General features: G+C 71.2%; 22 protein-coding genes. 16 read left to right on the forward strand and 6 right to left on the reverse strand.

Annotated features, from left to right (window positions below; translation table 11 throughout):
- Positions 1–32: 32 nt before the first annotated feature.
- From IMZ11_RS32600 to IMZ11_RS32620, 5 genes are all read left to right on the forward strand, one after another.
- On the forward strand, positions 33–1,331 hold the full coding sequence (locus IMZ11_RS32600; protein WP_228646296.1) for a lysine N(6)-hydroxylase/L-ornithine N(5)-oxygenase family protein: 1,299 nt from the start codon (positions 33–35) through the stop codon (positions 1,329–1,331).
- Positions 1,328–1,900: a GNAT family N-acetyltransferase gene (locus IMZ11_RS32605; protein ID WP_228646252.1), complete on the forward strand. Its 573-nt coding sequence runs from the start codon at positions 1,328–1,330 to the stop codon at positions 1,898–1,900. Before IMZ11_RS32600 ends, IMZ11_RS32605 begins: the two co-directional genes overlap by 4 nt.
- The gene (locus IMZ11_RS32610; protein ID WP_228646253.1) at positions 1,897–3,702 is read left to right on the forward strand and encodes an IucA/IucC family siderophore biosynthesis protein; all 1,806 of its coding nucleotides are present in this window, start codon (positions 1,897–1,899) and stop codon (positions 3,700–3,702) included. Before IMZ11_RS32605 ends, IMZ11_RS32610 begins: the two co-directional genes overlap by 4 nt.
- Positions 3,699–5,213: an MFS transporter gene (locus tag IMZ11_RS32615; RefSeq protein ID WP_228646254.1), complete on the forward strand. Its 1,515-nt coding sequence runs from the start codon at positions 3,699–3,701 to the stop codon at positions 5,211–5,213. Before IMZ11_RS32610 ends, IMZ11_RS32615 begins: the two co-directional genes overlap by 4 nt.
- Positions 5,214–5,291: 78 nt before the next feature.
- Complete coding sequence (locus IMZ11_RS32620; protein WP_228646255.1) at positions 5,292–5,915, forward strand: FMN-binding negative transcriptional regulator; 624 nt, start codon at positions 5,292–5,294, stop codon at positions 5,913–5,915.
- A gap of 131 nt (positions 5,916–6,046) precedes the next feature.
- Here IMZ11_RS32620 and IMZ11_RS32625 read toward each other — a convergent pair whose 3' ends face one another.
- Positions 6,047–6,331 (reverse strand): DUF6458 family protein, encoded by a 285-nt coding sequence (locus IMZ11_RS32625; RefSeq protein WP_228646256.1) that lies wholly within the window; start codon positions 6,329–6,331, stop codon positions 6,047–6,049.
- 182 nt (positions 6,332–6,513) lie between these two features.
- Between IMZ11_RS32625 and IMZ11_RS32630 the strand changes: the two genes are divergently transcribed.
- From IMZ11_RS32630 to IMZ11_RS32650, 5 genes are all read left to right on the forward strand, one after another.
- Positions 6,514–7,107: a hypothetical protein gene (locus tag IMZ11_RS32630; protein ID WP_228646257.1), complete on the forward strand. Its 594-nt coding sequence runs from the start codon at positions 6,514–6,516 to the stop codon at positions 7,105–7,107.
- On the forward strand, positions 7,107–7,601 hold the full coding sequence (locus tag IMZ11_RS32635) for a hypothetical protein (RefSeq protein WP_228646258.1): 495 nt from the start codon (positions 7,107–7,109) through the stop codon (positions 7,599–7,601). The genes IMZ11_RS32630 and IMZ11_RS32635 overlap by 1 nt, the downstream gene beginning before the upstream one ends.
- Before the next feature lie 7 nt (positions 7,602–7,608).
- A complete protein-coding gene (locus IMZ11_RS32640; protein WP_228646259.1) occupies positions 7,609–7,794 on the forward strand; it encodes a hypothetical protein in 186 nt (61 codons plus the stop codon).
- A gap of 220 nt (positions 7,795–8,014) precedes the next feature.
- Positions 8,015–8,434, forward strand: a complete 420-nt coding sequence (locus IMZ11_RS32645; protein WP_228646260.1) for a CBS domain-containing protein — start codon at positions 8,015–8,017, stop codon at positions 8,432–8,434.
- Between the two features lie 524 nt (positions 8,435–8,958).
- A complete protein-coding gene (locus tag IMZ11_RS32650; protein ID WP_228646261.1) occupies positions 8,959–10,566 on the forward strand; it encodes a fatty acyl-CoA synthetase in 1,608 nt (535 codons plus the stop codon).
- A 23-nt stretch (positions 10,567–10,589) separates the two neighbouring features.
- On the opposite strand, the gene IMZ11_RS32655 is transcribed toward IMZ11_RS32650, so the two are convergent.
- The 3 genes from IMZ11_RS32655 to IMZ11_RS32665 form a co-directional block, all read right to left on the reverse strand.
- On the reverse strand, positions 10,590–11,924 hold the full coding sequence (locus IMZ11_RS32655) for an NAD(P)/FAD-dependent oxidoreductase (protein WP_228646262.1): 1,335 nt from the start codon (positions 11,922–11,924) through the stop codon (positions 10,590–10,592).
- 18 nt (positions 11,925–11,942) lie between these two features.
- The gene (locus IMZ11_RS32660) at positions 11,943–12,380 is read right to left on the reverse strand and encodes an ATP-binding protein (RefSeq protein WP_228646263.1); all 438 of its coding nucleotides are present in this window, start codon (positions 12,378–12,380) and stop codon (positions 11,943–11,945) included.
- Positions 12,381–12,466: 86 nt separating this feature from the next.
- A complete protein-coding gene (locus IMZ11_RS32665; RefSeq protein WP_082776423.1) occupies positions 12,467–13,336 on the reverse strand; it encodes a SigB/SigF/SigG family RNA polymerase sigma factor in 870 nt (289 codons plus the stop codon).
- A gap of 216 nt (positions 13,337–13,552) precedes the next feature.
- Between IMZ11_RS32665 and IMZ11_RS32670 the strand changes: the two genes are divergently transcribed.
- Positions 13,553–13,936 carry an STAS domain-containing protein gene (locus IMZ11_RS32670; RefSeq protein WP_228646264.1) on the forward strand — a complete coding sequence of 128 codons (384 nt, stop codon included), beginning with the start codon at positions 13,553–13,555 and terminating at the stop codon, positions 13,934–13,936.
- Here the strand turns inward: IMZ11_RS32670 and IMZ11_RS32675 are convergent, their stop codons facing one another.
- Positions 13,937–14,647 carry a GAF and ANTAR domain-containing protein gene (locus IMZ11_RS32675; RefSeq protein ID WP_228646265.1) on the reverse strand — a complete coding sequence of 237 codons (711 nt, stop codon included), beginning with the start codon at positions 14,645–14,647 and terminating at the stop codon, positions 13,937–13,939. It abuts the gene before it with no gap.
- Between the two features lie 95 nt (positions 14,648–14,742).
- On the opposite strand from IMZ11_RS32675, the gene IMZ11_RS32680 reads away from it, so the two are divergent.
- From IMZ11_RS32680 to IMZ11_RS46430, 3 genes are all read left to right on the forward strand, one after another.
- Positions 14,743–16,551, forward strand: a complete 1,809-nt coding sequence (locus IMZ11_RS32680; RefSeq protein ID WP_228646266.1) for a SpoIIE family protein phosphatase — start codon at positions 14,743–14,745, stop codon at positions 16,549–16,551.
- Positions 16,552–16,895: 344 nt separating this feature from the next.
- Complete coding sequence (locus IMZ11_RS32685) at positions 16,896–17,981, forward strand: glycosyltransferase (RefSeq protein WP_228646267.1); 1,086 nt, start codon at positions 16,896–16,898, stop codon at positions 17,979–17,981.
- Between the two features lie 137 nt (positions 17,982–18,118).
- A complete protein-coding gene (locus IMZ11_RS46430; protein WP_228646268.1) occupies positions 18,119–19,567 on the forward strand; it encodes a glycoside hydrolase family 16 protein in 1,449 nt (482 codons plus the stop codon).
- Here IMZ11_RS46430 and IMZ11_RS32695 read toward each other — a convergent pair.
- A complete protein-coding gene (locus IMZ11_RS32695) occupies positions 19,521–20,597 on the reverse strand; it encodes a CdaR family transcriptional regulator (protein WP_228646269.1) in 1,077 nt (358 codons plus the stop codon). The genes IMZ11_RS46430 and IMZ11_RS32695 overlap by 47 nt on opposite strands.
- Positions 20,598–20,680: 83 nt before the next feature.
- Between IMZ11_RS32695 and IMZ11_RS32700 the strand changes: the two genes are divergently transcribed.
- Both IMZ11_RS32700 and pruA read left to right on the forward strand, forming a co-directional pair.
- Positions 20,681–21,592, forward strand: a complete 912-nt coding sequence (locus IMZ11_RS32700) for a proline dehydrogenase family protein (RefSeq protein WP_228646270.1) — start codon at positions 20,681–20,683, stop codon at positions 21,590–21,592.
- Positions 21,592–23,217: an L-glutamate gamma-semialdehyde dehydrogenase gene (gene pruA / locus IMZ11_RS32705; RefSeq protein ID WP_228646271.1), complete on the forward strand. Its 1,626-nt coding sequence runs from the start codon at positions 21,592–21,594 to the stop codon at positions 23,215–23,217. Before IMZ11_RS32700 ends, pruA begins: the two co-directional genes overlap by 1 nt.
- Positions 23,218–23,752: the final 535 nt, after the last annotated feature.

A 23,752-nucleotide genomic window follows, 5' to 3' on the forward strand; every position in this document is an offset into this window, starting at 1 on the left:
ACCCCCAACCCACCCCCGCACGGGAGGAACCCATGTCCACCCACGACTTCATCGCGATCGGGCTCGGCCCGTACAACCTGGGCCTCGCCTGCCTGACCGAGCCGATCGGCGAGCTCGACGGCCTGTTCCTGGAGAGCAAGCCGGACTTCGACTGGCACCCGGGGATGCTGCTGGACTTCGCCACGCTGCAGACCCCGTTCATGGCCGACCTGGTCACGCTGGCCGACCCCACCTCGCCGTACTCCTTCCTCAACTACCTGAAGGAGTCCGGCCGGCTGTACCCCTTCTACATCCGGGAGATCTTCTATCCGGTGCGCGCCGAGTACAACGCGTACTGCCGCTGGGCCGCGGCGAAACTCCGCTGCGTCCGCTTCGGCCACGAGGTGACCTCCGTCGTGTACGACGACGCCGACGGCCACTACGTGGTACGCGCGGTCGTCACCGGCACCGGGGAGACCACCGAGCACCGCGCCCGGCGGCTCGTACTCGGCACCGGCACCCCGCCGTACATCCCCGAGACCTGCGCGGACCTCGGCGGCGACTTCATCCACAACGCGGACTACCTGGACGGCAAGGCGGCGCTGCAGGCCAAGGACAGCATCACCGTCGTCGGCAGCGGCCAGAGCGCGGCGGAGATCTACCACGACCTGCTGGCCGACATCGACACCCACGGATACCGGCTCAACTGGGTGACCAGGTCCCCGCGGTTCTTCCCGCTGGAGTACACCAAGCTCACCCTGGAGATGACCTCCCCGGAGTACGTCGACTACTTCCACGCGCTGCCCGAGGAGACCCGCTACCGGCTGGAGGCCGAGCAGAAGGGCCTGTTCAAGGGCATCAACGCGGACCTGATCAACGAGATCTTCGACCTGCTCTACCAGAAGACCGTCACCGGCCCGGTCCCCACCCGGCTGATGACCAACACCACGCTCGCCGGCGCCGCGTACAACGAGCCGAGCGGCACGTACACGCTCCGGCTGCGCCACGACGAACAGGGCCGGGACTTCACGCTCACCACGCAGGGACTCGTCCTGGCCACCGGATACAAGTACCGGATCCCGTCCTTCCTCGACCCGGTTCGCGACCGCATCCGCCAGGACGGCCGCGGCCGCTTCGACGTCGCCAGGAACTACAGCATCGACACGACCGGCCACGAGATCTTCCTGCAGAACGGCGCCACGCACGCGCACAGCGTCACCTCGCCCGACCTGGGCATGGGCCCGTACCGCAACTCGTGGATCATCCGCGAGCTGCTGGGCCGCGAGCACTACCCCATCGAGAAGGCCATCGCCTTCCAGGAGTTCGGCGCGCCGGAGGGCATCGCCTCATGAGTGAGATCGTCTTCACCCGCACCGACGCGCGCCTCGGCGAGTTCGCGGTACGCCCGCTCGACCCGGACGCGGACGCGGAGCTGCTGCACGGCTGGGTGACCCACCCCAAGGCGACGTTCTGGATGATGCAGGACGCCGACGTGGCCCGGGTGCGCGAGGAGTACCGCGCGATCACCCGGCATCCGCACCACGACGCGTTCGTCGGGCTGGTGAACGGCCGCCCGTCCTTCCTTGCCGAACAGTACGACCCCGCCCATGTCGAGCTGGCGGGCCTGTACGACGCGGCGGACGGAGACGTCGGCATGCACTTCCTGTGCGCGCCGTCCGACACGCCGGTGCACGGCTTCACGCTGGCCGTGATCACCACCGTGATGGAGATGCTGTTCGCCGATCCGGCGGTCCGGCGGGTCGTGGTCGAACCCGACATACGCAACACCGCCGTCCACGCGCTCAACGCGGCCGTGGGCTTCGACGTCGTCGGCCCGGTCGAGAAACCGGAGAAGACCGCGCTGCTCAGCTTCTGCACCCGGGACCGCTTCCTGGCCGCCACCCGGGGGGTGTCCGCGTGAACCCCCGCGAGGCCGTCGCACACCTGACGCCCGGAAACTGGGCCCGCGCCAACCGGCTGCTGGTTCGCAAGGCGCTCGCCGAGTTCTCCCACGAACGGCTGCTCACCCCGGAGCCGCTGCCCGACGGCCGCTACGCCGTGCGCGGCGACGACGGGACGGTCGAGTACCGTTTCGCCGCCCGGCTGCTGTCCCTGGACCACTGGCACATCGACGCCGAGAGCATCACCCGCCATCGCCTGCCCTCCCCCGACGCGGCCGACGCGGAGGAGCTGCCGCTCGACGCCATCGGTTTCTGCGTCGAGATGCGTGCCACGCTGGGCCTGTCCGACGAGATCCTGCCGGTCTACCTGGAGGAGATCGGCTCCACCCTCGCCGGAACCGCCTACAAGCTCACCAAGCCGCCGGTCACCGCCGCCGAGCTCGCCAAGGCCGACTTCCAGGCGATCGAGTCCGGCATGACCGAGGGCCATCCCTGCTTCGTCGCCAACAACGGGCGGCTCGGCTACGGCATCCGCGAGTACCACACGTACGCGCCCGAGGTCGCGAACCCGATCCGGCTGATCTGGCTGGCGGCGCACCGCGACCACTCCACCTTCACCTGCTCGGCGGACATCGACTACGACCGGCTAATCCGGGGCGAGCTCGGCGACGCGGTGCTGGACCGGTTCGCCGCCACGCTCGCCGACCTCGGCCTCGACCTCGCCGACTACCAGCTGATCCCGGTCCATCCCTGGCAGTGGTGGAACAAGCTGTCGGTGACCTTCGCCGGCGAGGTCGCGGAGCGGCGCCTGGTCTGCCTCGGCACGGGCGACGACGAGTACCTCGCCCAGCAGTCGATCCGTACGTTCTTCAACGTCAGCGCCCCGTCCAAGCACTACGTGAAGACCGCGCTGTCCGTGCTGAACATGGGCTTCATGCGTGGGCTGTCGGCGGCGTACATGGAGGCCACTCCGGCGATCAACGACTGGCTGGCCGACCTGATCGCGAACGACCCGGTCTTCCGGGCGACCGGCCTGACGATCATCCGGGAGCGGGCGGCGATCGGCTACCGCCACCGGCAGTACGAGGCGGCGACCGACAGGTACTCCCCGTACCGGAAGATGCTCGCGGCGCTGTGGCGGGAGAGCCCCGTGCCCTCCCTGGAGCCGGGCCGGCGGCCGGCCACCATGGCGTCGCTGCTGCACACCGACCACGAGGGCCGCTCCCTCGCCGCGGCGCTGATCGACCAGTCGGGGCTCGCGCCCGAGGTGTGGCTGCGCCGCTACCTGGACGCGTACCTCACCCCGCTGCTGCACAGCTTCTATGCCCACGACCTGGCGTTCATGCCGCACGGCGAGAACGTCATCCTGGTCCTGGACGGCGGCGTGGTCGAGCGGGTGATCTTCAAGGACATCGCCGAGGAGATCGTCGTGATGGACCCGGAGGCGCCGCTGCCGCCGGAGGTCCGGCGGGTCCGCGCCGAGGTGCCCGAGCACATGAAGCTGCTCTCGATCTTCACGGACGTCTTCGACTGCTTCTTCCGCTTCCTGAACGCGGTGCTGACCACCGAGGGGGTGCTCGACGAGGAGACCTTCTGGCGGACCGTCGCCGAGTGCGCGGCCGACTACCGGGACTCGGTCCCGCACCTGGCCGACAGGTTCCAGCGGTACGACCTGTTCGCCGGGGACTTCGCGCTGTCCTGCCTCAACCGGCTGCAGCTGCGCGACAACCGCCAGATGGTCGACCTGGCCGACCCGTCGGCCGCGCTCCAGCTGGTCGGCGACCTGACGAACCCGATCGCCCGATTCGCCGTGAGACCGTGACCACGGGCGCGGAGCTCACCACCGGTACGGGGGCCGGGACCCGGCTCCCCACCCGGTGGCCGATCCTGATGGTGATCTGCCTCGCCCAGCTCGCCGTACTGCTCGACAACACCGTCCTGAACGTGGCGATCCCCTCGCTCGGGACGGAACTCGGCGCGTCCACCGCCGACGTGCAGTGGATGATCAACGCGTACTCGCTGGTGCTGTGCGGTCTGCTGCTCGCCTCGGGCAGCGCCGCCGACCGCTACGGCCGTAAGCGGCTGCTGCTCGCCGGGCTCGGACTGTTCGGCGCCGGGTCGCTGGCGGCCGCGTTCTCCCAGTCCGCCGGGCAGCTGATCGCCGCGCGCGCGGGCATGGGCGTCGGCGGGGCGCTGCTGATGACCACGACCCTCGCCGTGGTCATGCAGATCTTCGACGCGGATGAACGCCCCCGCGCGATCGGCGTCTGGAGCGCGGCGAACGCTCTGGGCTTCGCGGCCGGGCCGCCGATCGGCGGGGTGGTGCTCGCCCACTTCTGGTGGGGCGCGATCTTCCTGATCAACGTCCCCGTCGTGCTGCTCGGAGTCGTCGCGGTCAAGGTCCTGGTGCCGGAGTCGAAGAACCCCGGCTCGGGGCCGCCCGACCTCCTCGGCGCGCTGCTGTCCACGGCCGGGATGACCGGGGTGGTCTACGCGATCATCTCGGGTCCCGATCACGGCTGGGGCTCGACCCGGGTGCTGGTCCCGGCGGTGGCGGGTGTGCTCCTGCTCGGCGCCTTCGCCGCCTGGGAGCTGCGCACCCCGCATCCCATGCTGGACCTGCGCTTCTTCCGGAACCGCCGGTTCATGGGGGCGATCGCCGGGGTGGTCCTGATCACGTTCGGCAGCGGCGGCGTGCTGTTCCTGCTCACCCAGCAGCTGCAGTTCGTCCGCGGTTACACGGCGTTGGAGACGGGCTTGCGCATGGCGCCGTTCGCGCTCAGCGTCGTGGCGCTCAACTTCACCGGGATCTCGGCGTGGCTGATCCGGCGCCTCGGGCTGCCGCTCTCCATCGCCGTCGGGATGGGTCTCCTGTCGGGCGGGTTCGTGGTCGTCGCGGCCTTCGCGGCGGACGGCTACGGCGTGCTGCTGGCCGGGCTGGTGCTCATGGGCGCGGGCTGCGCGCTCGCCAACCCGGCCATCGCGGAGGCCGTCATGGGCGCGATCCCGCTGGAGGCGGCCGGGGCGGGCGCCGGGATCGACGGCACCATGACCGAGGTCGGGACCAGCCTGGGCGTCGCCGTGCTCGGCGCCGTCATGAACTCCCGCTTCATCGCGCTGCTGCCCGCCGCCGCGGCCGGTGCGAGCTCGTTCCCCGCCGCCCTGGCCGCCACGCGTACGGAGGCGGAGCGGGGCGCCGTCCTCGACGCCTTCGCCGCCGGGATCGAGACCAGCCAGCTGGTGGGCGCGGCCGCGGTCCTGGCCGGCGGATGCGTCGCCGCGCTGCTCCTGCACCGCGCCGGCGCGGCGGCCCGGGGGATTCGGGGTCGCTGAGCCGATCGCGGCGACCCCGAAGAAGGTCCCGGGTCAGGATGCCGAGCCTCGGACAAGTGACCCATAAGATCGGGAACTATGCTCATTCATCCATGGGACGCGGCGGACGAGGACGCGTCGCTCGACTTCGTCAGGTCCAACGAGTTCGGCCATCTGATCGCCGCCGGCCGGGGGCGGGACGTCCCCGTCGTCGTGCCGACGCAGTTCCACCTGACCGAGGACCGCCGCGTCCTGCTCCACCTGGCCCGGCCGAACCCGATCTGGACGGCGATCGACGAGAACCCGATGGTGCTGCTCTCCGTCGCGGGTGACTGGGCCTACATCCCCGGAGCCTGGAAGGTGCTTCCCGGCGAGGGCGACCCGGCCATGGGCGTCCCGACGACGTACTACGCGGCGGTCCAGCTCGTCTGCCGGGCCCGGGTCGTCACCGACGCCGAGGGCAAGGCGGCGATCCTCCGCCGGCAGATCGAACGCCTCGACCACGATCTCGTGGATCCCGTACGGCACGAGCGGCGCTTTCCGGGCATCCGTGGCCTGGAGCTGACGATCGAGAAGATCGACGGCAAGTTCAAGTACGGCGGGAACGCCGACGCCGCCCATCGCGAGCACATCTCTGGGCTCCTCCGGGACCGGAACGCCCCCGGGGACGCGGCCGCCCGTGAGCATCTGGTCCGCGGGCTTCACCAGGACGACCCTCTGTAACCTCCGCGGGCTTCACCAGGCCGACCCTTTGTAAACCTCCGCGGGCTTCACCAAGGCCGGTCGCCGCAACGCCCGCCGGCCTCACCGGGCGGAGCCTCTGTCGCGAGGCGGCGAAGCCCCGCCGGGACGGCTCAGCCGTTCCCGCGGCGCAGGTGCGGGTCCTCCTCGCGCACGTGGACATGAGGTTCGACGACGGTCGGTTCGGCGGTGTACACGGTGTCGGGCTCGACCACCTCGACCACCTCCTCGGAGCGTGGCCGGCGCGTGTACAGCCCGGTCAGCAGCGCCCCGACCGCACCGACGGCGATGAGGATCCATCCGATCACGTGCAGGTCGATGCCCGGGACGTCCCACGTGACGGCGAAGGCGAGAACCGCGCCGACCGCGATGAACGCGAGGCTTGCTCCGAATCCCATGGTTACCTCCTCTTGCGGTGAACGTCCGGGCTACCCGGCAAACCTGGGATTACGCATCCTTTACGGTCGCTTTCCGCGACAGGCGGCGCGGCGGCCGACCGCCGCTTTCGGCCTTGCGTGCGCTTGAAGGGCCGCGTCCGGGGCAGTGCGAGACGACAACGCACTCATCTCTGGAGGCAGATATGACGCCCGTCGCATGGCTGGTCATGGCCATTGCCATCGTGGTGGTGATCCTGGCGGTGGGTTACGTCACGATGACCAACCTCAACCGCCGACGCCGCCTGCAGGACCGCTTCGGCCCCGAGTACGACCGTACGGTGCGGGAGCGGGACAGCCGGAAGGAGGCCGAGGAGGAGCTGCTCGCTCGCGAGGAGCGGCACACCCGGCTCGACATCCGCCCGCTCGACCAGGAGACGCGGAACTCCTACGCGAGGAAGTGGAGCGAGGTCCAGGAACGCTTCGTCGACGCCCCCGGCTTCGCGGTGACCGAGGCGGACACGCTGGTCACATCGGTGATGGGCGATCGTGGCTACCCCACGGAGGGCTTCGAGCAGCGCCTCAGCGACCTGTCGGTCACCCACGCCTCGACGCTCGACCACTATCGCCGGGCGCACGACATCAGCGGGCGCGCGGCCAGGCAGGACGCCACCACCGAGGAGCTCCGGCAGGCCATGGTGCACTACCGCGCGCTCTTCCAGGAGTTGCTCGACGAAGTACACGCAGGACACGACGGCCACCGCGCCGTACGTACCGACACCACGGAGGCTGACCGCTGATGGAGAGGAACCCCTACGACCCCGGGCACGCCATCGCGCCCGCCGGGGACGAACCGCTCGACGACCGGCGGGCGATCCGGCCCGAGTACGAGGAGCGGCACAGCCGGTTCGAGGGCCCCGGGCCCGTCTACTCCCCCGAGGAAGCGGAAGAGACCGGAGAGAACGGCCGGGCCGGCGAGGACGCGGTCCGCGACGCGCCGGTGGCGCCCGAGGGGAGGGCCGCGGACACCGCCCAGGATTCCCGGGACGTCGACGTCGACATCGACATCGACATGGACCAGCGGTGGCGCGACATCAAGGCCGCGTTCGTCGACGATCCGCGCGGATCGGTCGAGCAGGCGGACGCCCTCGTCGAGGAGGCGGTCTCCGCCGTCGACGACCGGCGGCGCAGTCTGGCCGACCGCTGGCGGGACCCCGACACCAAGGACACCGAGGAGCTGCGGCTCGCGCTGCGCGAGTACCGGACGCTGCTCACCCGACTGACCGGAAAGTGAGAAACGCATGTTAGCCGTCGTCGCGGCGATCGTCTTCGGGATCGCCTTCCTGCTCGATCTCTTCGATGCCGGTATCGGCATCGGCATGACCGCGCTCATCGCGCTCGGCCTGTGTCTGCTGGCACTGCACCAGGCCGGGATCGGCACGGCGGGCGCCTGGCGCGGGAGCTGGCGCTCCAGGGCGCGCCGCTGATCCTCGGGGAGCCGCCCCGACCGCGCCGATCTCGGACCGACCTCGGGCGGATCTCAGGGCGGTCCTCGGTGCGCCTCTCGCCGGAGCCGCACGCCTGGCGCCTTCAGGCCCCCGAGAGCCCGAAGCCGCCAGGCGCGGGGATCAGGCCGGGCGTCCGCACGCCCATCGGAGAGCCGCGGCACCCGGACGACACGCGCAAGTACGGAAGGGGAGGATCGACATGGCACAGAAGGCACGCGACGTCATGACTCCGCAGCCCGTGACGCTGCCGGAGGACACCCCGGTGGTACGGGCCGCCAAGCTGATGCGTGACCAGGCGATCGGCGACGTCCTCGTGACCAGGGGCGACCGGCTTCGCGGAGTGGTGACCGACCGCGACATCGTGGTCCGGGCGGTCGCCGAGACCCGCGACATGAGCGTGACCCCGATCGGCGCCCTGTGCTCGACGCACGTCGTCACGGTCGGCCCGGACGAGGACGCCGACGCCGTGGTCCGGCTGATGCGCGAGAAGGCGATCCGGCGCGTCCCGGTCGTGGAGAAGGGGCACGCGATCGGCATCGTCTCCCTCGGCGACCTGGCCGTGGAGCGCGACCCCACCTCGGCGCTGTCCGACATCAGCGCCGCCCCACCGAACGACTAGACCCGGCCGGAGCCGCGCAGGTCGGACTTCATCCGACTTCATCCGACTTCATCCGTACAGTGCGCGGCTCGAACGGCCGGCCTTTCTGCGCGGCGTCCCTGGTCATGTCCCCTGACCCGAGACCATCCGTACCTCGGTGATGACGGCGCGGTTCTCGCGGACGGGGATGCGACTCCAGCGGGTCGGGCACGTTACCCGAAAGCGGCACGCTGCGGGTTTTCTCAATGGTTGATCATCAAGCGTTCACGGCGCTCGGGAACACCCCATCATCCTGGTACGGCCCCCGGCGAAGCGCGTACGAACGGAACGCGCGGGCCCTGACGCCCGCCCTCTCCCCCGAGCCCGACGCACCCCTCTCCTCGGAGCCCCCGCGCGACCTCTCCTCGGAGCCCGGCGCACCGCGCAGCGGCGGCCGCCGCGCGCGACCTACGCGGTGTATTCCGGCCCGTACGGCTACTCCTCAACGGCGGCACATGTCACTACGCTTTCCGGAAGTTTCGTCTGTTGCCCGGTTGGAGAACTTCATGTCTTTCGCTGGACCCCCGGCCGCCTCGGAAGCTGCGGGGGACGTCGCCCTCGCCCGCAGACAGTCGCTCGCCGACCTGCTGCGCCGCTCCGCCAGACGCCACCCCGACCGGCTCGCCGTCTCGGACGGGAGGACCAGCCGTACCTTCGCCGAGCTGGACGAGGACGCCTCGCGGGTGGCCGGCGCGCTGATCGCGCGGGGCGTGCGGCCGGGCGAGCGGGTCGCGGTGCTCTCGCGCAACAGCGTGGAGTACGTGCAGACGATCTTCGGGGTCGCCCGTGCCGGAGCGGTCCTCGTACCGATCAACTTCATGCTCGGGGCCGACGAGGTCGGCTACGTGCTCGCGCACTCGTCCGCCGTCGCCCTGATCGCGCAGGACACACTCCTCCCCGTGGCGCGGGACGCGGTCAAGGCGGCCGACCGGCTCACGATCCGCGTCGTGTACGGGGACGCCGACGGGTGGGAGCCGTTCGCCGCGCTGCTCGCTCACGAGGGCACCGAGACTCCCGCTCTCCATATCGGCGCCGACGACCCCGCCCAGATCCTCTACACCTCCGGCACGGAATCACGCCCGAAGGGCGCGGTGCTGTCCCACTCCGCACTGATCGCGCAGTACAGCAGTTGCGTCATCGACGGCGGCATGGATCGCCACGATGTCGAGTTGCACGCCATGCCGCTGTTCCACTGCGCGCAGCAGCACTGTTTCCTGGTGCCGGACATCCAGCTCGGCGCGGTCAGCCACATTCTGCCCGGCCCCGACCCGGCCGCCGTGCTTGAGGCGATCGAGCGCCACCGGGTGACGAAGTTCTTCGCTCCGCCGACCGTGTGGATCTCCCTTCTGCGCCACCCGGACTTCGGCCGGCGCGATCTCTCCTCCCTCAGGAAGGGCTACTACGGCGCGGCGATCATGCCGGTCGAGGTGCTCAGGGAGATCGGCGAGCGGCTGCCCGGCGTGCGCCTGTGGAACTTCTACGGGCAGACCGAGATGGCCCCGGTCGCGGTCATGCTCCAGCCGGAGGACCAGATCCGCAAGGCGGGGTCGGCCGGCCAGGCCGCCCTCAACGTCGAGACCCGGGTCGTGGACGCCGACGGCGACGACGTGCCCCCGGGAGAGATCGGGGAGATCGTCCACCGGAGCCCGCATGCCATCCTCGGCTACCTGGACGACCCGGAGAAGACGGCCGAGGCCTTCCGCGGCGGCTGGTTCCACTCCGGGGACCTCGGGGTGATGGACGACGAGGGTTACCTCACGGTCGTCGACCGGATCAAGGACATGATCAAGACCGGTGGTGAGAACGTCGCCAGCCGGGAGGTCGAGGAGGTCATCTACGAGCACCCCGCCGTCGCCGAGGTCGCGGCCGTCGGGGTCAGCCACCCCAGCTGGATCGAGGCGGTCGTCGCGATCGTGGTGACCAAGCCGGGCACATCCGTCACCGAGGAGGAGCTGCGGACCCACACGCGGTCGCGGCTGGCCGCCTTCAAGGTGCCCAAGGCGATCGCCTTCGTCGACGCGCTCCCGAAGAACCCGAGCGGCAAGGTCCTGAAGCGCGAGCTGCGGGACCTGCACGCCGGCCTCGCGGACCGGATCCCGGGCGCCGGCCGCTGACTCGGGCCGTACCGGTCACGGGCTCACGGGCTCACGGGCTCGCGCGCGGGCGTCGGGGGCGTGGTCCTGGCGGCGAGCTCGAACTCCTCGCGCGGCCGCTGCAGCGCGCCGAGCGAGACGATCTCCCTGCGGAAGAACAGGGCGAGCGTCCAGTCCGCCAGGATGCGGGACTTCCGGTTGATCGTCGGCACCCGGGACAGGTGGTAGGTGCGGTGCATCAGCCACGCGACCATGCCGCGCAACTCCCGGCCGTAGATCTGGGCGACGCCCTTGCGCAGGCCCAGCGCGGCCACCGCCCCCGCGTTCCTGTGCCGGTACGGCTTGCACGGCCGGCTCCTGATCGTCGCCAGCACGTTGTCGGCCAGCCGCCGTGCCTGCCGTACGGCGTGCTGGGCGTTGGGCGGGCACAGCTCACCCGGGCGGGTGAGGTCGGGAATGGCGGCGGCGTCCCCCGCGGTGAAGGCGAACCGGGTGCCCTGGATCTGCAGGAACTCGTTCGCCAGGACCCGGTCCCTGGAGTCGAGCGGGAGGTCGCCCGACCTGACCAGCGGGTGCGGCTTGACTCCGGCGGTCCACACCAGGGTCTCGGCTTCGAACTGCTCGCCGTCGTCCAGGACGATGCGCCCGCCCTCCGCGGACAGCAGGCGGGTGCGCAGCCGTACGTCGATACCGCGCATGCGGAGCTGCTCGGCGGTCCAGCGCCCCATGTCGAGGCCGACCTCGGGCAGGATCCGGTCGGTGGCCTCGATGAGGAACCAGCGCATGTCCTGCCGGCGCAGGCCGTGGAAGTACTTGATGGCGTCGCTGACCATGTCCTCCAGCTCGCCGAGCGCCTCGATTCCCGCGAATCCGGCGCCGACGAAGACGAACGTCAGCGCGCGGCGGCGGAGCCGCTCGTCGGAGCTGGACGCGGCGACGTCGAGCTTGCCGAGGACGTGGTTGCGCAGGTGGATGGCCTCTTCCACGGTCTTGAACCCGATCCCCCGCTCGGCGAGGCCGGGGATCGGCAGCACGCGCGAGATCGACCCCGGAGAGAACACCAGATAGTCGAAGCCGAGCACCCGTTCCCGCCCCTCGTGCGGCCGGAACTCGGCGACCTTGTCGGCCAGGCTCACCCGCAGGATGGTGCCGTTGAGGATCTCGCATCGGGAGAGCATCCGGCGCAGCGGCACGACGACGTGCCTGGGCTCGATGCTCCCCGCCGCCGCCTCGGGCAGGAAGGGCTGATACGTCATGTAGGAGTCGTAGTTGACGACCGTGATGCGCGCCTCCGCCCGGCGGAGTCTGCGCTGCAACCGCAGCGCCGCGTACATGCCGACGTAGCCACCGCCGACGACGAGTATGCGGGGAACAGTCATGCTGGGCTACTACCCCTGTCAGACGCTGAAACGCATCGTGACGGTAGTCCCGTTGCTCCCCGTTTCGACGTATATGTCGGTACTGAGCCGGCGGGCCACCCACAGGCCCATGCCGCTGGTGGCGTTCTCCGGCGGGGCGACCCGCCCGGGCGGGGACTCGGGCCTCCACACCCTGCCGTCGTCGTGGATGTCCACGACCAACCCGTCCCGATCGCCCCACAGGCGCAGCCGCGCCTCGGAGGCACCGTGGGTCACGGCGTTCGTCGCCACCTCGTTGAGCGCGACGACGAAATCGCCGACGGCGTCCTCCCGCATTCCCTGGCTGCGCGCCTGGACCGCGGCGAACTCCCGCACGTCGGGCAGGTCGTCCAGGGAGAACGTGAGCTCCTTGGCCGCGCCGGGCCCGGACGGTGGGACGCCCTCCTCGTTCACCCGGAAACGCCTCCCACCGGACATGTCAGGACCGTCCGCCGCGACGGGCCGGAAGTCGAACATACCCCGGGACGACGGCGCACCGACGCCACCGCCACTCGGATGGCAGATCACCCCGCCACGAGTTCCGAACGCAGCTGGTCGAGCACCTTGCGCAGGATTCTCGAGACGTGCATCTGCGATATGTGGAACTCGGCCGCGATCTCGGCCTGGGTCAGGTTGCCGTAGAACCGGAGCAGCAGGATGTTCTTCTCCCGCTCCGGAAGCTCGTCGATCAGCGGCTTCACGGCCTCCCTGTCCACGAGGGTCGCCAGCGCGTCGTCCTCCTCGGGAAGCACGTCGCCGAGCGCGGCCGCGTCGTCGTCCGCGCCCAGGGGCGCGTCCAGCGACAGCGTGCTGTACGCCGCCGAGGCGTCCATCGTGAGGAGCATGTCCTCCTCGGAGATGCGCATCTTCTTCGCGAGCTCGGCGACCGTGGGGAACCGGCCGAGCTCCTGGGTCATGTCCGCGACGAGCCGGTTCAGCTCGGAGCGCCGTTCCTGGTAGAGCCGGGGGACGCGGACGGCCCAGGTGCGGTCCCGGAAGTGCCGCTTCACCTCGCCGGTCATGGTCACCATGGCGTAGCCGCGGAAGCCGTGCCCGAGGCTGGCGTCGTACCCGTTGATCGCTTTCATGAGCCCCACGTAGGCCGCCTGGAGGAGATCCTCCAGCGGCTCACCGCGGTGGAGATACCTGCGGGCGACGTCCCTGGCCATGGGCAGGTGCATCTCGACGACTTGTTCCCGCAGCCGTTCGCGGCGCTCCTGGGCCAGGTCCTCACGGGCGAGCTCGGCGAGCAGCTCCTCGGCGGTCGGCTGGCCCTGATCGTGCGGCCGCTCGGCGGGAAGGGCGTGCTTCGCCCGCGACGGCGGCGTGCCCTTGCGCCCGGTCGTCGCTCCGGCCTGCGGGGGGATGGTCGCTACTCGAACCTCGGCAGCCATCGTGGAATCTCCTCGTACTCGCGTCGCGAGCGACGCCGAGCCGGGATTCAGCCCACGCAGACGGCGCGCCTCGCTACAACTTCGAGACAGGGCCCTCTGCTGGACCTCTACTCCGATATTCCCCCAAATCCGGAAGTATCACCACCCCCTGGACGCCAGTAAAGTTGCCGGACAGGCCTCGCGCGGCGGGGTCTCTTCCCTTCCTGGAGGCGCGAGGTGCCAAAGCCCGGGACGCTGTCCCTGCAGTCCACGGTGCACGCCACGCCCGCCGGCGTCGCGGTGGTCGTCCACGTCACCGGCATCCTCGACGCCACCACGCGAACGGAGTTCTCCGGCTGCCTGGACGCGGCGGCCGACGACCACGGACCGAGCATGATCCTCGATCTGGGCGGCGTCACGTTCATGGACTCGCGGGCACTCGGGCTCATCGTCCACCACTGGCAGCGTGCCACCGGGGCGGGCGGCGACTTCGCCCTCGTCGCCGTGCAGTACCCCAGTTCCAAGGTGATGTGGGTCACCGGCCTGTCCCAGCGGCTGCCGATGTTCGACACGCTGGAGGAGGCGCTGGCCGCCTTCGGGACCGCCAGAGAAGGGCACTGATCACTCGGCGCGGTTGCCGCCGTGCTTGTTCTGGTGCTCGGTGACCAGCAGCTTGGCCAGGTCGGCGACCTTGATCTGATGGTGCTGGGACACCCGTCTCAGCTCGTCGAACGCGGCCTCGGCCGAGCAGCCGCTCGTCGACATGATGATGCCCTTCGCCTGGTCGATCACCGAGCGGCCGGCCATGGCCTCCTGCATCTGCGCGGCCCCCGTGACGACGTCGTCGAACTCCCAGAGGTTGGCCAGCACCACGGTCACCTGCTCAGCGAGCATGGTCATCAGGGAGCCTCCCCCGGCGAAGACACCGGGTCGCACCGCGTACAGGCCGATGATGACGACGGCGCGCTCCACCTCGATCGGCAGGACCAGCACCGAACGCACGCCGTGCCGTACGGCCGTCGCGGCGTAGCGGGGCCAGCGCGCGTCGCGCATCACGTCCGGGATCACCACCGGCCGCCCGGAGGAGAGCGCCTCCCTCGACGGCCCCTCGCGCAGGTCGCGCTCCCGGTCGGTGAGGGCGATGAGCTCGCTGTGGGAGGCGGCCAGCATCACCCGCCCCTCCTGCCACAGCTCTGCGGTGCCCGCCGCGCATCCGGGAACGCCGCGCGCCACCGCCTCGGTGATGCCGCGCAGCACGCTCTCGTACGAAACGCCCTCCGTCACCCTGCCCAGAGCGGCGAGATCGCGGGCGAGACTCGGGGTGGTATCCATGACGGGAACAGTCATTCCCCTCTTTTCAGCGTTAATCCGGACCCCGTCGATGCGCGGAATCCGGTGACGTACCGTCGAAACAAGAGAGGGGGCAAATGTTGACCAACCTACCCGAGCTGGAGCGCGAGCTGAGCGGCCTCGCGGCCCGCATCGCCGCGCTCCGGGAGACGTCCGCGCCCGGTGCCGCGCTCGACGAGCTCGAGGCGGCGGAGGAACTGCTCCGCTCGGCGCTCGCGGAACTCGGGAGGAGGCGCGGGCGCAGGGAGGGCGGCAACCAGCGTGAGCAGAAGCTGCTGCGCCAGATCTTCCGCGCGCTGCCCGTCCCCGTGGTCGTCATGGACGCCGGGGGCGTGGTCCGGCGGATCAACAACGAGACCGCCCGGCTGCTCGGCAGCCCCGCGGGATACCTGCTCGGGCGGCCGTTCCCGCTGCTGGTCGACGTCTCCGGCCGGGCCGCGTTCCGGTCCCACCTGACGGCCGTACTGCACGGCGAGGAGAGCGCGACCTTCCAGACCCGGCTGGCGCACCAGGGGCGCACGCACACGGTCCGGCTGGTCCTCAGCAGGCTGCGCATGCCGGGCGAGCCCGGGGAGATGGTCGCCGCGGTCGCGCTCCCGACCGACGTGCGACTCCCCGAGGCGTCCGGCCCGGACCGGGCCCCGGACGAGTCCGCCGTGATGGTCGCCGCCCGGCGCCACGACCTGCTCGCGCGGCTCACCCGCCTGCTGCTCGACGAGGAGAGCCTGCGCGAGCCGGTGGCCCTGATCCGCGCGGCGCGGCTGTTCGCCGCCGAGACGGCGGACTGGGTGATCGCCGACGTCTTCCGCGACGACGTCCTCCACCGGGCGGCCGTGATCCCACCGGCCAGCGAGCCGGTCACCCGGCTGCAGCGGGCCGTCGAGGGGCTGGACCCGGCGCGCGCGCCCGTCGTGAGCCAGGTCCTGGAGACGGGTGGCGGGACCGTCCACGAGATGCTGGCCGACGACGGGCTGCTGGGTCCCGGTGTCCTCCGGGACATCCGGGCCGGGTCCCTGCTGTCCGTGCCCATCGGGACCGGCCAGGAGATCCTCGGCGTGCTCACGCTCGTACGGCTCCGCGACCGGCCGCCGTTCGGGCTCGCGGACCTCGGCCTGCTGGAGGAGGCCGGGGCACAGCTCGGCCTGGCGATGCGGGCCCAGCGCAGCTTCCAGCGCAGGTCGCAGGCGGCCGACACGCTGCAGACCGGGGTGCTCCCCCGGACGCTTCCGGACATCCCGGGATTCGAGACCGCGGCGATCTACCACCCGGGGTCGGAGCCACGTGCGATCGGCGGCGAGTTCTACGACGTGTTCCCGGTCAGGGACGGCTGGGGGTTCGTCATCGGCAGTGCGGCGGGCCGGGGCGAGGAGGCCGCGTCGGTCACCGCCATGGTGCGCGGCGGCCTGCGCGTGGTCAGCGTGCGTGAGGACGACCCCGGCGCGGCGCTGCGCACGGTCAACGACGCGCTCGTCGCGCAGAACACCGGGTTGTTCGTCATGGCGGCGGCGGGCTTCGTGCACGGACGCCGGGTACGGCTGGCCTCGGCCGGGCACCACCCGGCGGCCCTGCTCCTCCCGGACGGCGGCGTGCGCTTCTCGGAGGGCGGCGGCGTCCCCTTGGGGTTCGAGGAGGGCGCGGTGCCCGCCACGGAGGAGCTGACCCTGACCGCCGGTGAGACCCTGCTGCTCTACTCCGACGGGCTGGTCGGGTCCCGCGACGCGGAAGGCGAGAGCTACGGGGAGGGCCGGCTCACCGAGGTCCTGACCCGGTGCGCCGGCCAGCCTCCGGGCATTGTGGTGAAGGCCATCGAGGAGGACCACCGGGCGTTCTCCGGCGACCACATCCTCGACGAGATCACGATGCTCACCCTCCGGCGGTCCCGCTGACCCCTGAGTCGCTCCTGGCGCGGCCCGCCCGGCTTTCCGGCGGGCGGGAACTTGAGGAGAGCCGGGGCCGGAGGGCGACCGGGTGCCGGGACGAACGCCCAGGTGAGAGCCACAGTGAGAGCCCCAGTGAGCGCCCCAGTGAGAGGCGAGGTGAGAGGCGTTCCCGGAGCCGGTGGTGCGGGGTCGGCGCGGGGCGGGGGACGAACCCGGCGAAGTGCGAGACTGTGGGATTTCCACCGTTTCGGGGGTTTAGCGCGAGTTGGAGCGCGGTAAACTCTGCGGAGTAGTTGGTGCCTAAGACGCAGGCACACCCTTTTCCAAGCACTTTAGGCTTGAGGTGTGCCATGAATATCGCCATTGTTTCCGCGCAGGCCCTGACGTCCGACACTCCCGCGATCGCCCGCGAGCTGGGCCGTGGTCACCGGGTGACGGTTTACACCCGATCCGCCACCGGCCAGGCGTCCAAGGGCGTCTCCATAGAGCAGGTTTCCGCCGGGCCGGACATGGAGCTGTCCGAGAGCGACCTGCTTCCCTACCTTTCCGACTTCAGCGCCGGTCTCATGCGGCGCTGGCGCAGGGACCGGCCCGACATCATCCACGCGCACTCCTGGGCCGGTGGCCTGGCCGCCATCGCGGGCTCAGAAGGGCTCGGCGTGCCGGTCACCCAGACGTTCCATGGGCACTTCCACGGCGGGCAGACGCCGGTACGGCGGCTGGAGTGCGCCATCGGCCGTCACGCCCGCGCGGTCATCGCGTCCTGTGCCGACGAGGAGTCCGAGCTGATCAGGATGGGCGTGCCGCGCCGCAACATCGCCGTCGTCCCGAGTGGGATCGACGTCGAGCGGTTCCGCCGCCAGGGCCCGGCCTTCCCGCGCGGCGAGCGGCCGCGCCTGCTCCACGTCGGGCTGGGCAGCGACCCCGGCGAGATCGCCGCGAGCGGCGCGGCGACCGCGATCGGCGCGCTGGCGGCGATCCCCGAGGCCGAGCTCGTGATCGCGGGCGGGGACGACCTCAGCATCGAGCGGCTGCGCGCGATCGCCAGGGACCACGCGGTCGGCGACCGCATCGAGCTGCTCGGCCCGGTCCCGCACACCGCCATGCCGAAGCTGATGCGCAGCGCCGACATGGTGCTCTCGCTGGCTCCCACCGTGCCGACCGGCCTCGCCGCCCTCGAGGCCATGGCCTGCGGCATCCCCGTCGTCGCGTCCGCGGTGGGCGCGCACCTCGACTCCGTGGTGGACGGGGTCACCGGCTTCCTGATGCGGCCCGGCCGACCGGCCGAGACCGCGGTCCGGATCCGCGAGCTCCTGGGAGACGTGACCCTCCGTACGGCCATGGGCTACGCGGCGGCCGACCGCGCCCGGTCCCGTTACTCCCTGGAGCGGATCAGCATGGAACTGCTCCGCGTCTACGAGCGGACCTGCGCCTGACGTCCGATGTGCGGCCCGTCGGGCCACGGAGGGCGCCGGAGGGCGCGGTGTCCGGATGCTCAACCGGCATGATCCTGTTATTGAAGTGAGATCGGTGCTTTGATGCGTGCATGTCACTTCATGGACCTGGTTTAGCCGTGGCGGCGGCGATGGTGATCGCCGCCGCCACCGCGTGTTCGAGCGCGGAACCCGTGTCGGTCCTGACCGCCGCCGGCGAATCCGCCACCGAAGTGTCCGCCACCCCGTCCGCGGCCGCCCGGCAGGGGAAACCCGCCGCGGGACCGGCTCGTACGGCCTCCGGGGCGGCGTCCTCCTCCACGGGGCCGCGCGCGGCCGCCGTCGCCCACCATCCCCGACCGGCGCGCGAGCGCCGCGCGGCGAACCTGCTGCCGCCCGCGGCGTCCGGAAGGGGCGCCGCGACCAGCCATACCGGCGCGTACCCGGACGGCACCTTCTCGTATCCGGACGACCGGGTCACCGTCTACCCGGAGAGCACCTTCCCGGACGGCACCTTCCCGGACGGCACCTTCCCGGACGGCACCTTCCCGGACGGCACCGCCGCGGAGGGCGCCTACCCGGACGGCTACTCGGGCTACCGGGACGACCGCGGTGACCGTCCGGAGACCGGATACCCGGATGTGTACACGGGCGGCGACGGGTCCGGACGTTCCGGCGAGTCCCCGCTCCCCCTCGGCCAGGCGGACAGCTCGTCCGTGATCCACCCCGCTCCGGGGACCGGAACCGGTGGCACCGGCGGTACGGGCGCAGGCATGGGCGGAACCGGCGGCACCGGCACGGGCACCGGCACCGATGCCGCGTCCGGCACATCCGGCGCGACGGGTGGTACGGCGGCCGGCACCGGAACCGGCACGGCCGGTGTCGCGGGTGGCACGGGTGGCACGGGTGGCACGGCGACCGGTTCTGGCCAGTCCACGACCGGGGCGGAATGGGGCGCGCCGATCCTCGTCGAGGACTTCAACGGGACGAGGATCGACGAGAGCAAGTGGGGCGTCTACGACTCGCCGAACGCCCGGACGAACCCCCGTACCTCGCGGGCGACGAGCGTCTCCGGCGGCATGCTGCGCATGACCGGCGGGATCTACGGAGGCAAGGACCTGTCCGGAGGCGTCGCGAGCCTGCTGCTCCAGCAGTACGGCCGGTGGGAGGTGCGCCTCCGGTCGGAGGCCGGCGCCGGATACTCCGCGGTTGCGCTGCTGATGCCCGAGCAGGTGAGCGCGAACAACTACGCGGAGGTCGACTTCGTCGAGGTCGGCGACATCCCCCGGCAGCTCAGCGGCATCTTCGTGCACGGGAGCGGCGGGCAGCGGGCGGCGAGCTCGATGCGCGCCGACTTCACCCAGTGGCACACGGCCGCCGTCGACTGGCTGCCCGACCGGCTGACCTTCTGGCTGGACGGCAAGATGGTCTGGAACTACACGGGCCCGCTGGTCCCCAAGGGGCGGACGATGGGGCTGGCCCTCCAGAACGACGTCGTCTGCGACGGCGCCCTGTGCCGCAACGCGTCCACACCCGCGACGGTCACGATGTACGTCGACTGGGTGCGGATCTACCGGGCTCCCCAGTGAGGGCGGCCGCCTTCAGCGACAGGTGGAGCAGCAGGCGGTCCCGGCCGTCGGCGAGGTCGAGCCCGGTGAGCTGCCCGGCCCGTCCCAGCCGGTAGTACAGCGTCTGGCGGTGCACACCGAGCGCGGCCGCCGTCTCCTGGACCTGGCCGGCCCGGTCGAGGTAGCTCTCGACCGTGCCCGCCAGGTCGCCCAGCGGCGCGGACTCGGCGGCCAGCTCGGCGAGCTCGCTCCTGGGCAGCCGGGCAAGGAAGCGGTAGACGCCCAGGTCGGCCCAGCTCGCGACCGGCCCGAGCCGCTGGACGTGCTCGGCGATCCGGAGCGCGAGCACGGCCTCGGCCCAGCTCTCCCACGCGTCGCCCGCGTCCTCGCGAGCTCCTCCGATGCCGGCGGCCGTGCCGTACGTCGTCTGGAGGGTGCCGGCGACGCGGGGGGCCTGCGACGCCGGCGCGAGGACGGCGGTGAGCGGCTCCGGACCGTCACCGGGCTCCGCGAGCACGCCACGAGGGAGCCGCCACAGCGCCGCCGCCCGGTCCGGCGCGGTCCGTACGGCGATCGCCGCGACGGGGCCGGTGACGTGGAGCGCGGCGGCGGCCCTGGTGGCCGGGTCGGCGGAGAAGAAGTCCCACAGGCGGGCCCTGCCGGTGCGCGCCTCATGCGCTAGGACGGCCGCGGCGCGCTCGACCAGCGGGGTGACGGCCGCCAGGCGGGCGTCGGTCAGCGCGCCGGAGTCGAGGAGCCACAGGTAGCCGTAGGTCACCCCGCCGTGCCGCAAGGGCACGCACACGCGGTCCAGCAGCCCGGGAAGTCCGGGGATGCCGGGAATGCGGACCGGGACGGTGGACGTGGCGATGCCGTACGCCTCGAAGTGGGCCCGGACCTCGTCGCTCGCCCTCCGGCGCAGGATCGACTCCTGGCGCACGGTGTCGATGTCGCCGCTCTGCGCGCCGTACGCCAGGAGGTGGAAGGAGCGGTCCTCGATCGTGACCGACGCGTCCAGCAACCGGGCTATCTCATCGACGATTTCCTGCATGCCGACATTATTGTGCATTTGTCTGAAAATGCTGTGACGCCTGTCCGTGGACCGGCTCTGAACTGCGGATCTACGCTTGAGCCATGCTCGGTTCCCTACTTCTCGCGGCCTCGCGGAACGCGCTCGCGCGGCGCGTCGTGTCCGGCCTGCCGCCGACCCGCCGCGTCGTCGACCGTTTCGTCGCGGGCGAGTCCGCCTCGGACGCGGTCGCCACCGTGGAACGGTTGGCGGCCTCCGGCCTCACGGTCACGATCGACCACCTCGGCGAGGAGATCCGCGACGCGGAGGCGGCGGCCCTGACGGCCAAGGCGTACGTCACCGTGCTCGACGCGCTCGCTCCGCTCGGGCTCGGGCGCCGCGCGGAGGTGTCGGTGAAGCTGTCGGCCGTCGGGCAGGCGCTCGACGAGACCATGGCGCTGGAGCACGCGCGGCGGATCTGCGCCGCCGCCCAGGACTGCGGGACCACGGTCACGCTGGACATGGAGGACCACACCACGGTCGACTCCACGCTCTCGATCCTGCGCGCGCTGCGCGCGGACTTCCCCGACACCGGGGTGGCGATCCAGGCGTACCTCTTCCGGAGCGAGGAGGACTGCCGCGACCTCGCCGGGTCCCGTGTCCGCCTGGTCAAGGGCGCCTACCGGGAGCCCGCCTCGGTCGCGCACCAGAGCAAGACCGACGTGGACCGGGCGTACGTGCGGTGCCTGCGCATCCTCATGGCGGGTACGGGATATCCCATGGTGGGCACGCACGACGACCGGCTCATCGCGATCACCGAGATGCTGGCCGACCGCTACGGGCGTGGCCAGGACAGTTACGAGTATCAGATGTTGTACGGGATCCGGACGGACAAGCAGGAGGCGCTCGCGGGCGCCGGAGCCACGGTCCGGGTCTACGTGCCGTACGGCGACGACTGGTACGGCTACTTCATGCGCCGCCTGGCGGAGCGCCCGGCCAACGTCGCCTTCTTCCTGCGGTCTCTGAGGGGTAAGTGATGGACGCGATCAGCAATGTTCCGGTTCCGGCCAACGAGCCGACGTACGGCTACGCGCCGGGCAGCGCGGAGCGGGCCTCCCTGGAGGACCGGATCAAGGAGCTGAGCGGCGCGCCGCTCGAACTCACCATGACGATCGGCGGCGAGCACCGGCTGGGCGGCGGTTCGCCCATCGATGTGGTGCAGCCGCACAACCACGCCTCCGTGCTCGGACGGACGTCCGAGGCGACGGCCTCCGACGTCCGGGCGGCGATCGACGCCGCGCGCGCGGCCGCCCCCGCCTGGCGGGCGCTGTCGTTCGACGAGCGGGCGGCGGTGTTCCTGAAGGCCGCCGACCTGCTGAGCGGTCCGTGGCGGGCGACGCTCAACGCCGCCACGATCCTCGGCCAGTCCAAGTCGGCGCAGCAGGCCGAGATCGACTCCGCCTGCGAGCTGATCGACTTCCTGCGGTTCAACGTGGCGTACGCGCGGCAACTGCTGGCCGAGCAGCCGGTGTCGTCGCCCGGCGTGTGGAACCGGCTGGAGTACCGGCCGCTCGAGGGCTTCGTGCTCGCGATCACTCCGTTCAACTTCACCGCCATCGCCGGAAATCTGCCGACTTCTGCGGCTTTGATGGGCAATGTCGTGGTCTGGAAGCCGTCGCCGACGCAGCAGCTCGCGGCGCACTTCACGATGCGGCTGCTGGAGGCGGCGGGGCTGCCTCCGGGCGTCATCAACATGGTCACCGGCAACGGCACCGCCGTCTCCGAGGTCGCCCTCAGGCACCCGGACCTCGCCGGGATCCACTTCACCGGCTCGACCGGGACGTTCCAGCACCTGTGGCGCACCGTCGGCGAGAACATCACGGGCTACCGGAGCTACCCGAGGCTCGTCGGCGAGACCGGCGGCAAGGACTTCGTCCTCGCCCACCCGTCGGCGTCGCCCGAGGTGCTCTCCACCGCGCTGATCCGGGGCGCCTTCGAGTACCAGGGGCAGAAGTGCTCCGCGGCCTCGCGGGCGTACGTGCCGCGGTCGGTGTGGTCGCGGATCCGGGACGACTTCGTCGCCACCGCCGAATCGCTGACGGTCGGTGACGTGGCGGGCGACCTGTCCACGTTCATGGGCGCCGTCATCGACGGACGGGCCTTCGCCAAGCACAGGGACGCGATCGACCGGGCCAGGTCGGTGGACTCGATCGACGTCCTTACCGGTTCGTACGACGACTCGACCGGATATTTCGTGAAGCCGACCATCCTGGAGTGCTCCGACCCCACGGACGAGATCTTCGTGAAGGAGTACTTCGGCCCGATCCTCGCGGTCCACGTCTACGAGGACTCCGCGTTCGATTCGGTGCTCGACCAGATGGAGAGCGTCTCGCCGTACGCGCTGACCGGGTCGATCATCGCCCAGGACCGGTACGCCATCGCGTCCGCGTCCGAGCGGCTGCGGTTCGCGGCCGGCAACTTCTACGTCAACGACAAGCCCACCGGCGCGGTCGTCGGCCAGCAGCCCTTCGGCGGCGCCCGCTCCTCGGGCACCAACGACAAGGCCGGCTCGATCTTCAACCTGATCCGCTGGGTGAACGCCCGCACGATCAAGGAGACCTTCGTGCCGCCGACCGACCATCGTTATCCCCACATGGGCTGACCTTCCGCGGACAGGCTGGAACAGCCCGATCCGAAGAACTCGGCGGTTCCGAACAGGCCGTGAAGAACGTGACGCCCGGGTCTCAACGGCGAGACCCGGGCGTCATACATTACGCCTGGCTTCCTGCTTGATCTCCACCCGCGCGCTCTCGCCGGGAAGGCGGGACACGAACGCGCTGTCCCGCGGAACGATCTACACCAGCGGCGGCGGGTAGCGGTGGATCTCCGCCCGATGACCGGCCGGTGGCGCGTGGGCAAACCCCTCCAGTAACCGTACGACGGGCTTCACGTGGCGCGACGCGGGACCTACCGCGTCGTCTATCGCATCGACGAGGACAGCCCCTTCCCGCCTCGGCTACGGCGACGGCCCGGCGGGAAATGAGCCGGAGCTCCTCTCCGGACTCGACTGTTACCGGGTTCGTCCGCGGTGCTCCGGCCTTCACTTCAGGCCGGGGAGCGCGTCAAGGGCGGAAGGCGTCTCGACGGTGTTTGATCGTCTGGATGGTCACGGCCGGGCTGGCGGCACCCATGACAGA

Origin of the sequence: Microtetraspora sp. AC03309 (genome assembly GCF_020826795.1) — a bacterium.
In the GTDB taxonomy this organism is placed as follows: Bacteria; Actinomycetota; Actinomycetes; order Streptosporangiales; family Streptosporangiaceae; genus Microtetraspora; species Microtetraspora glauca.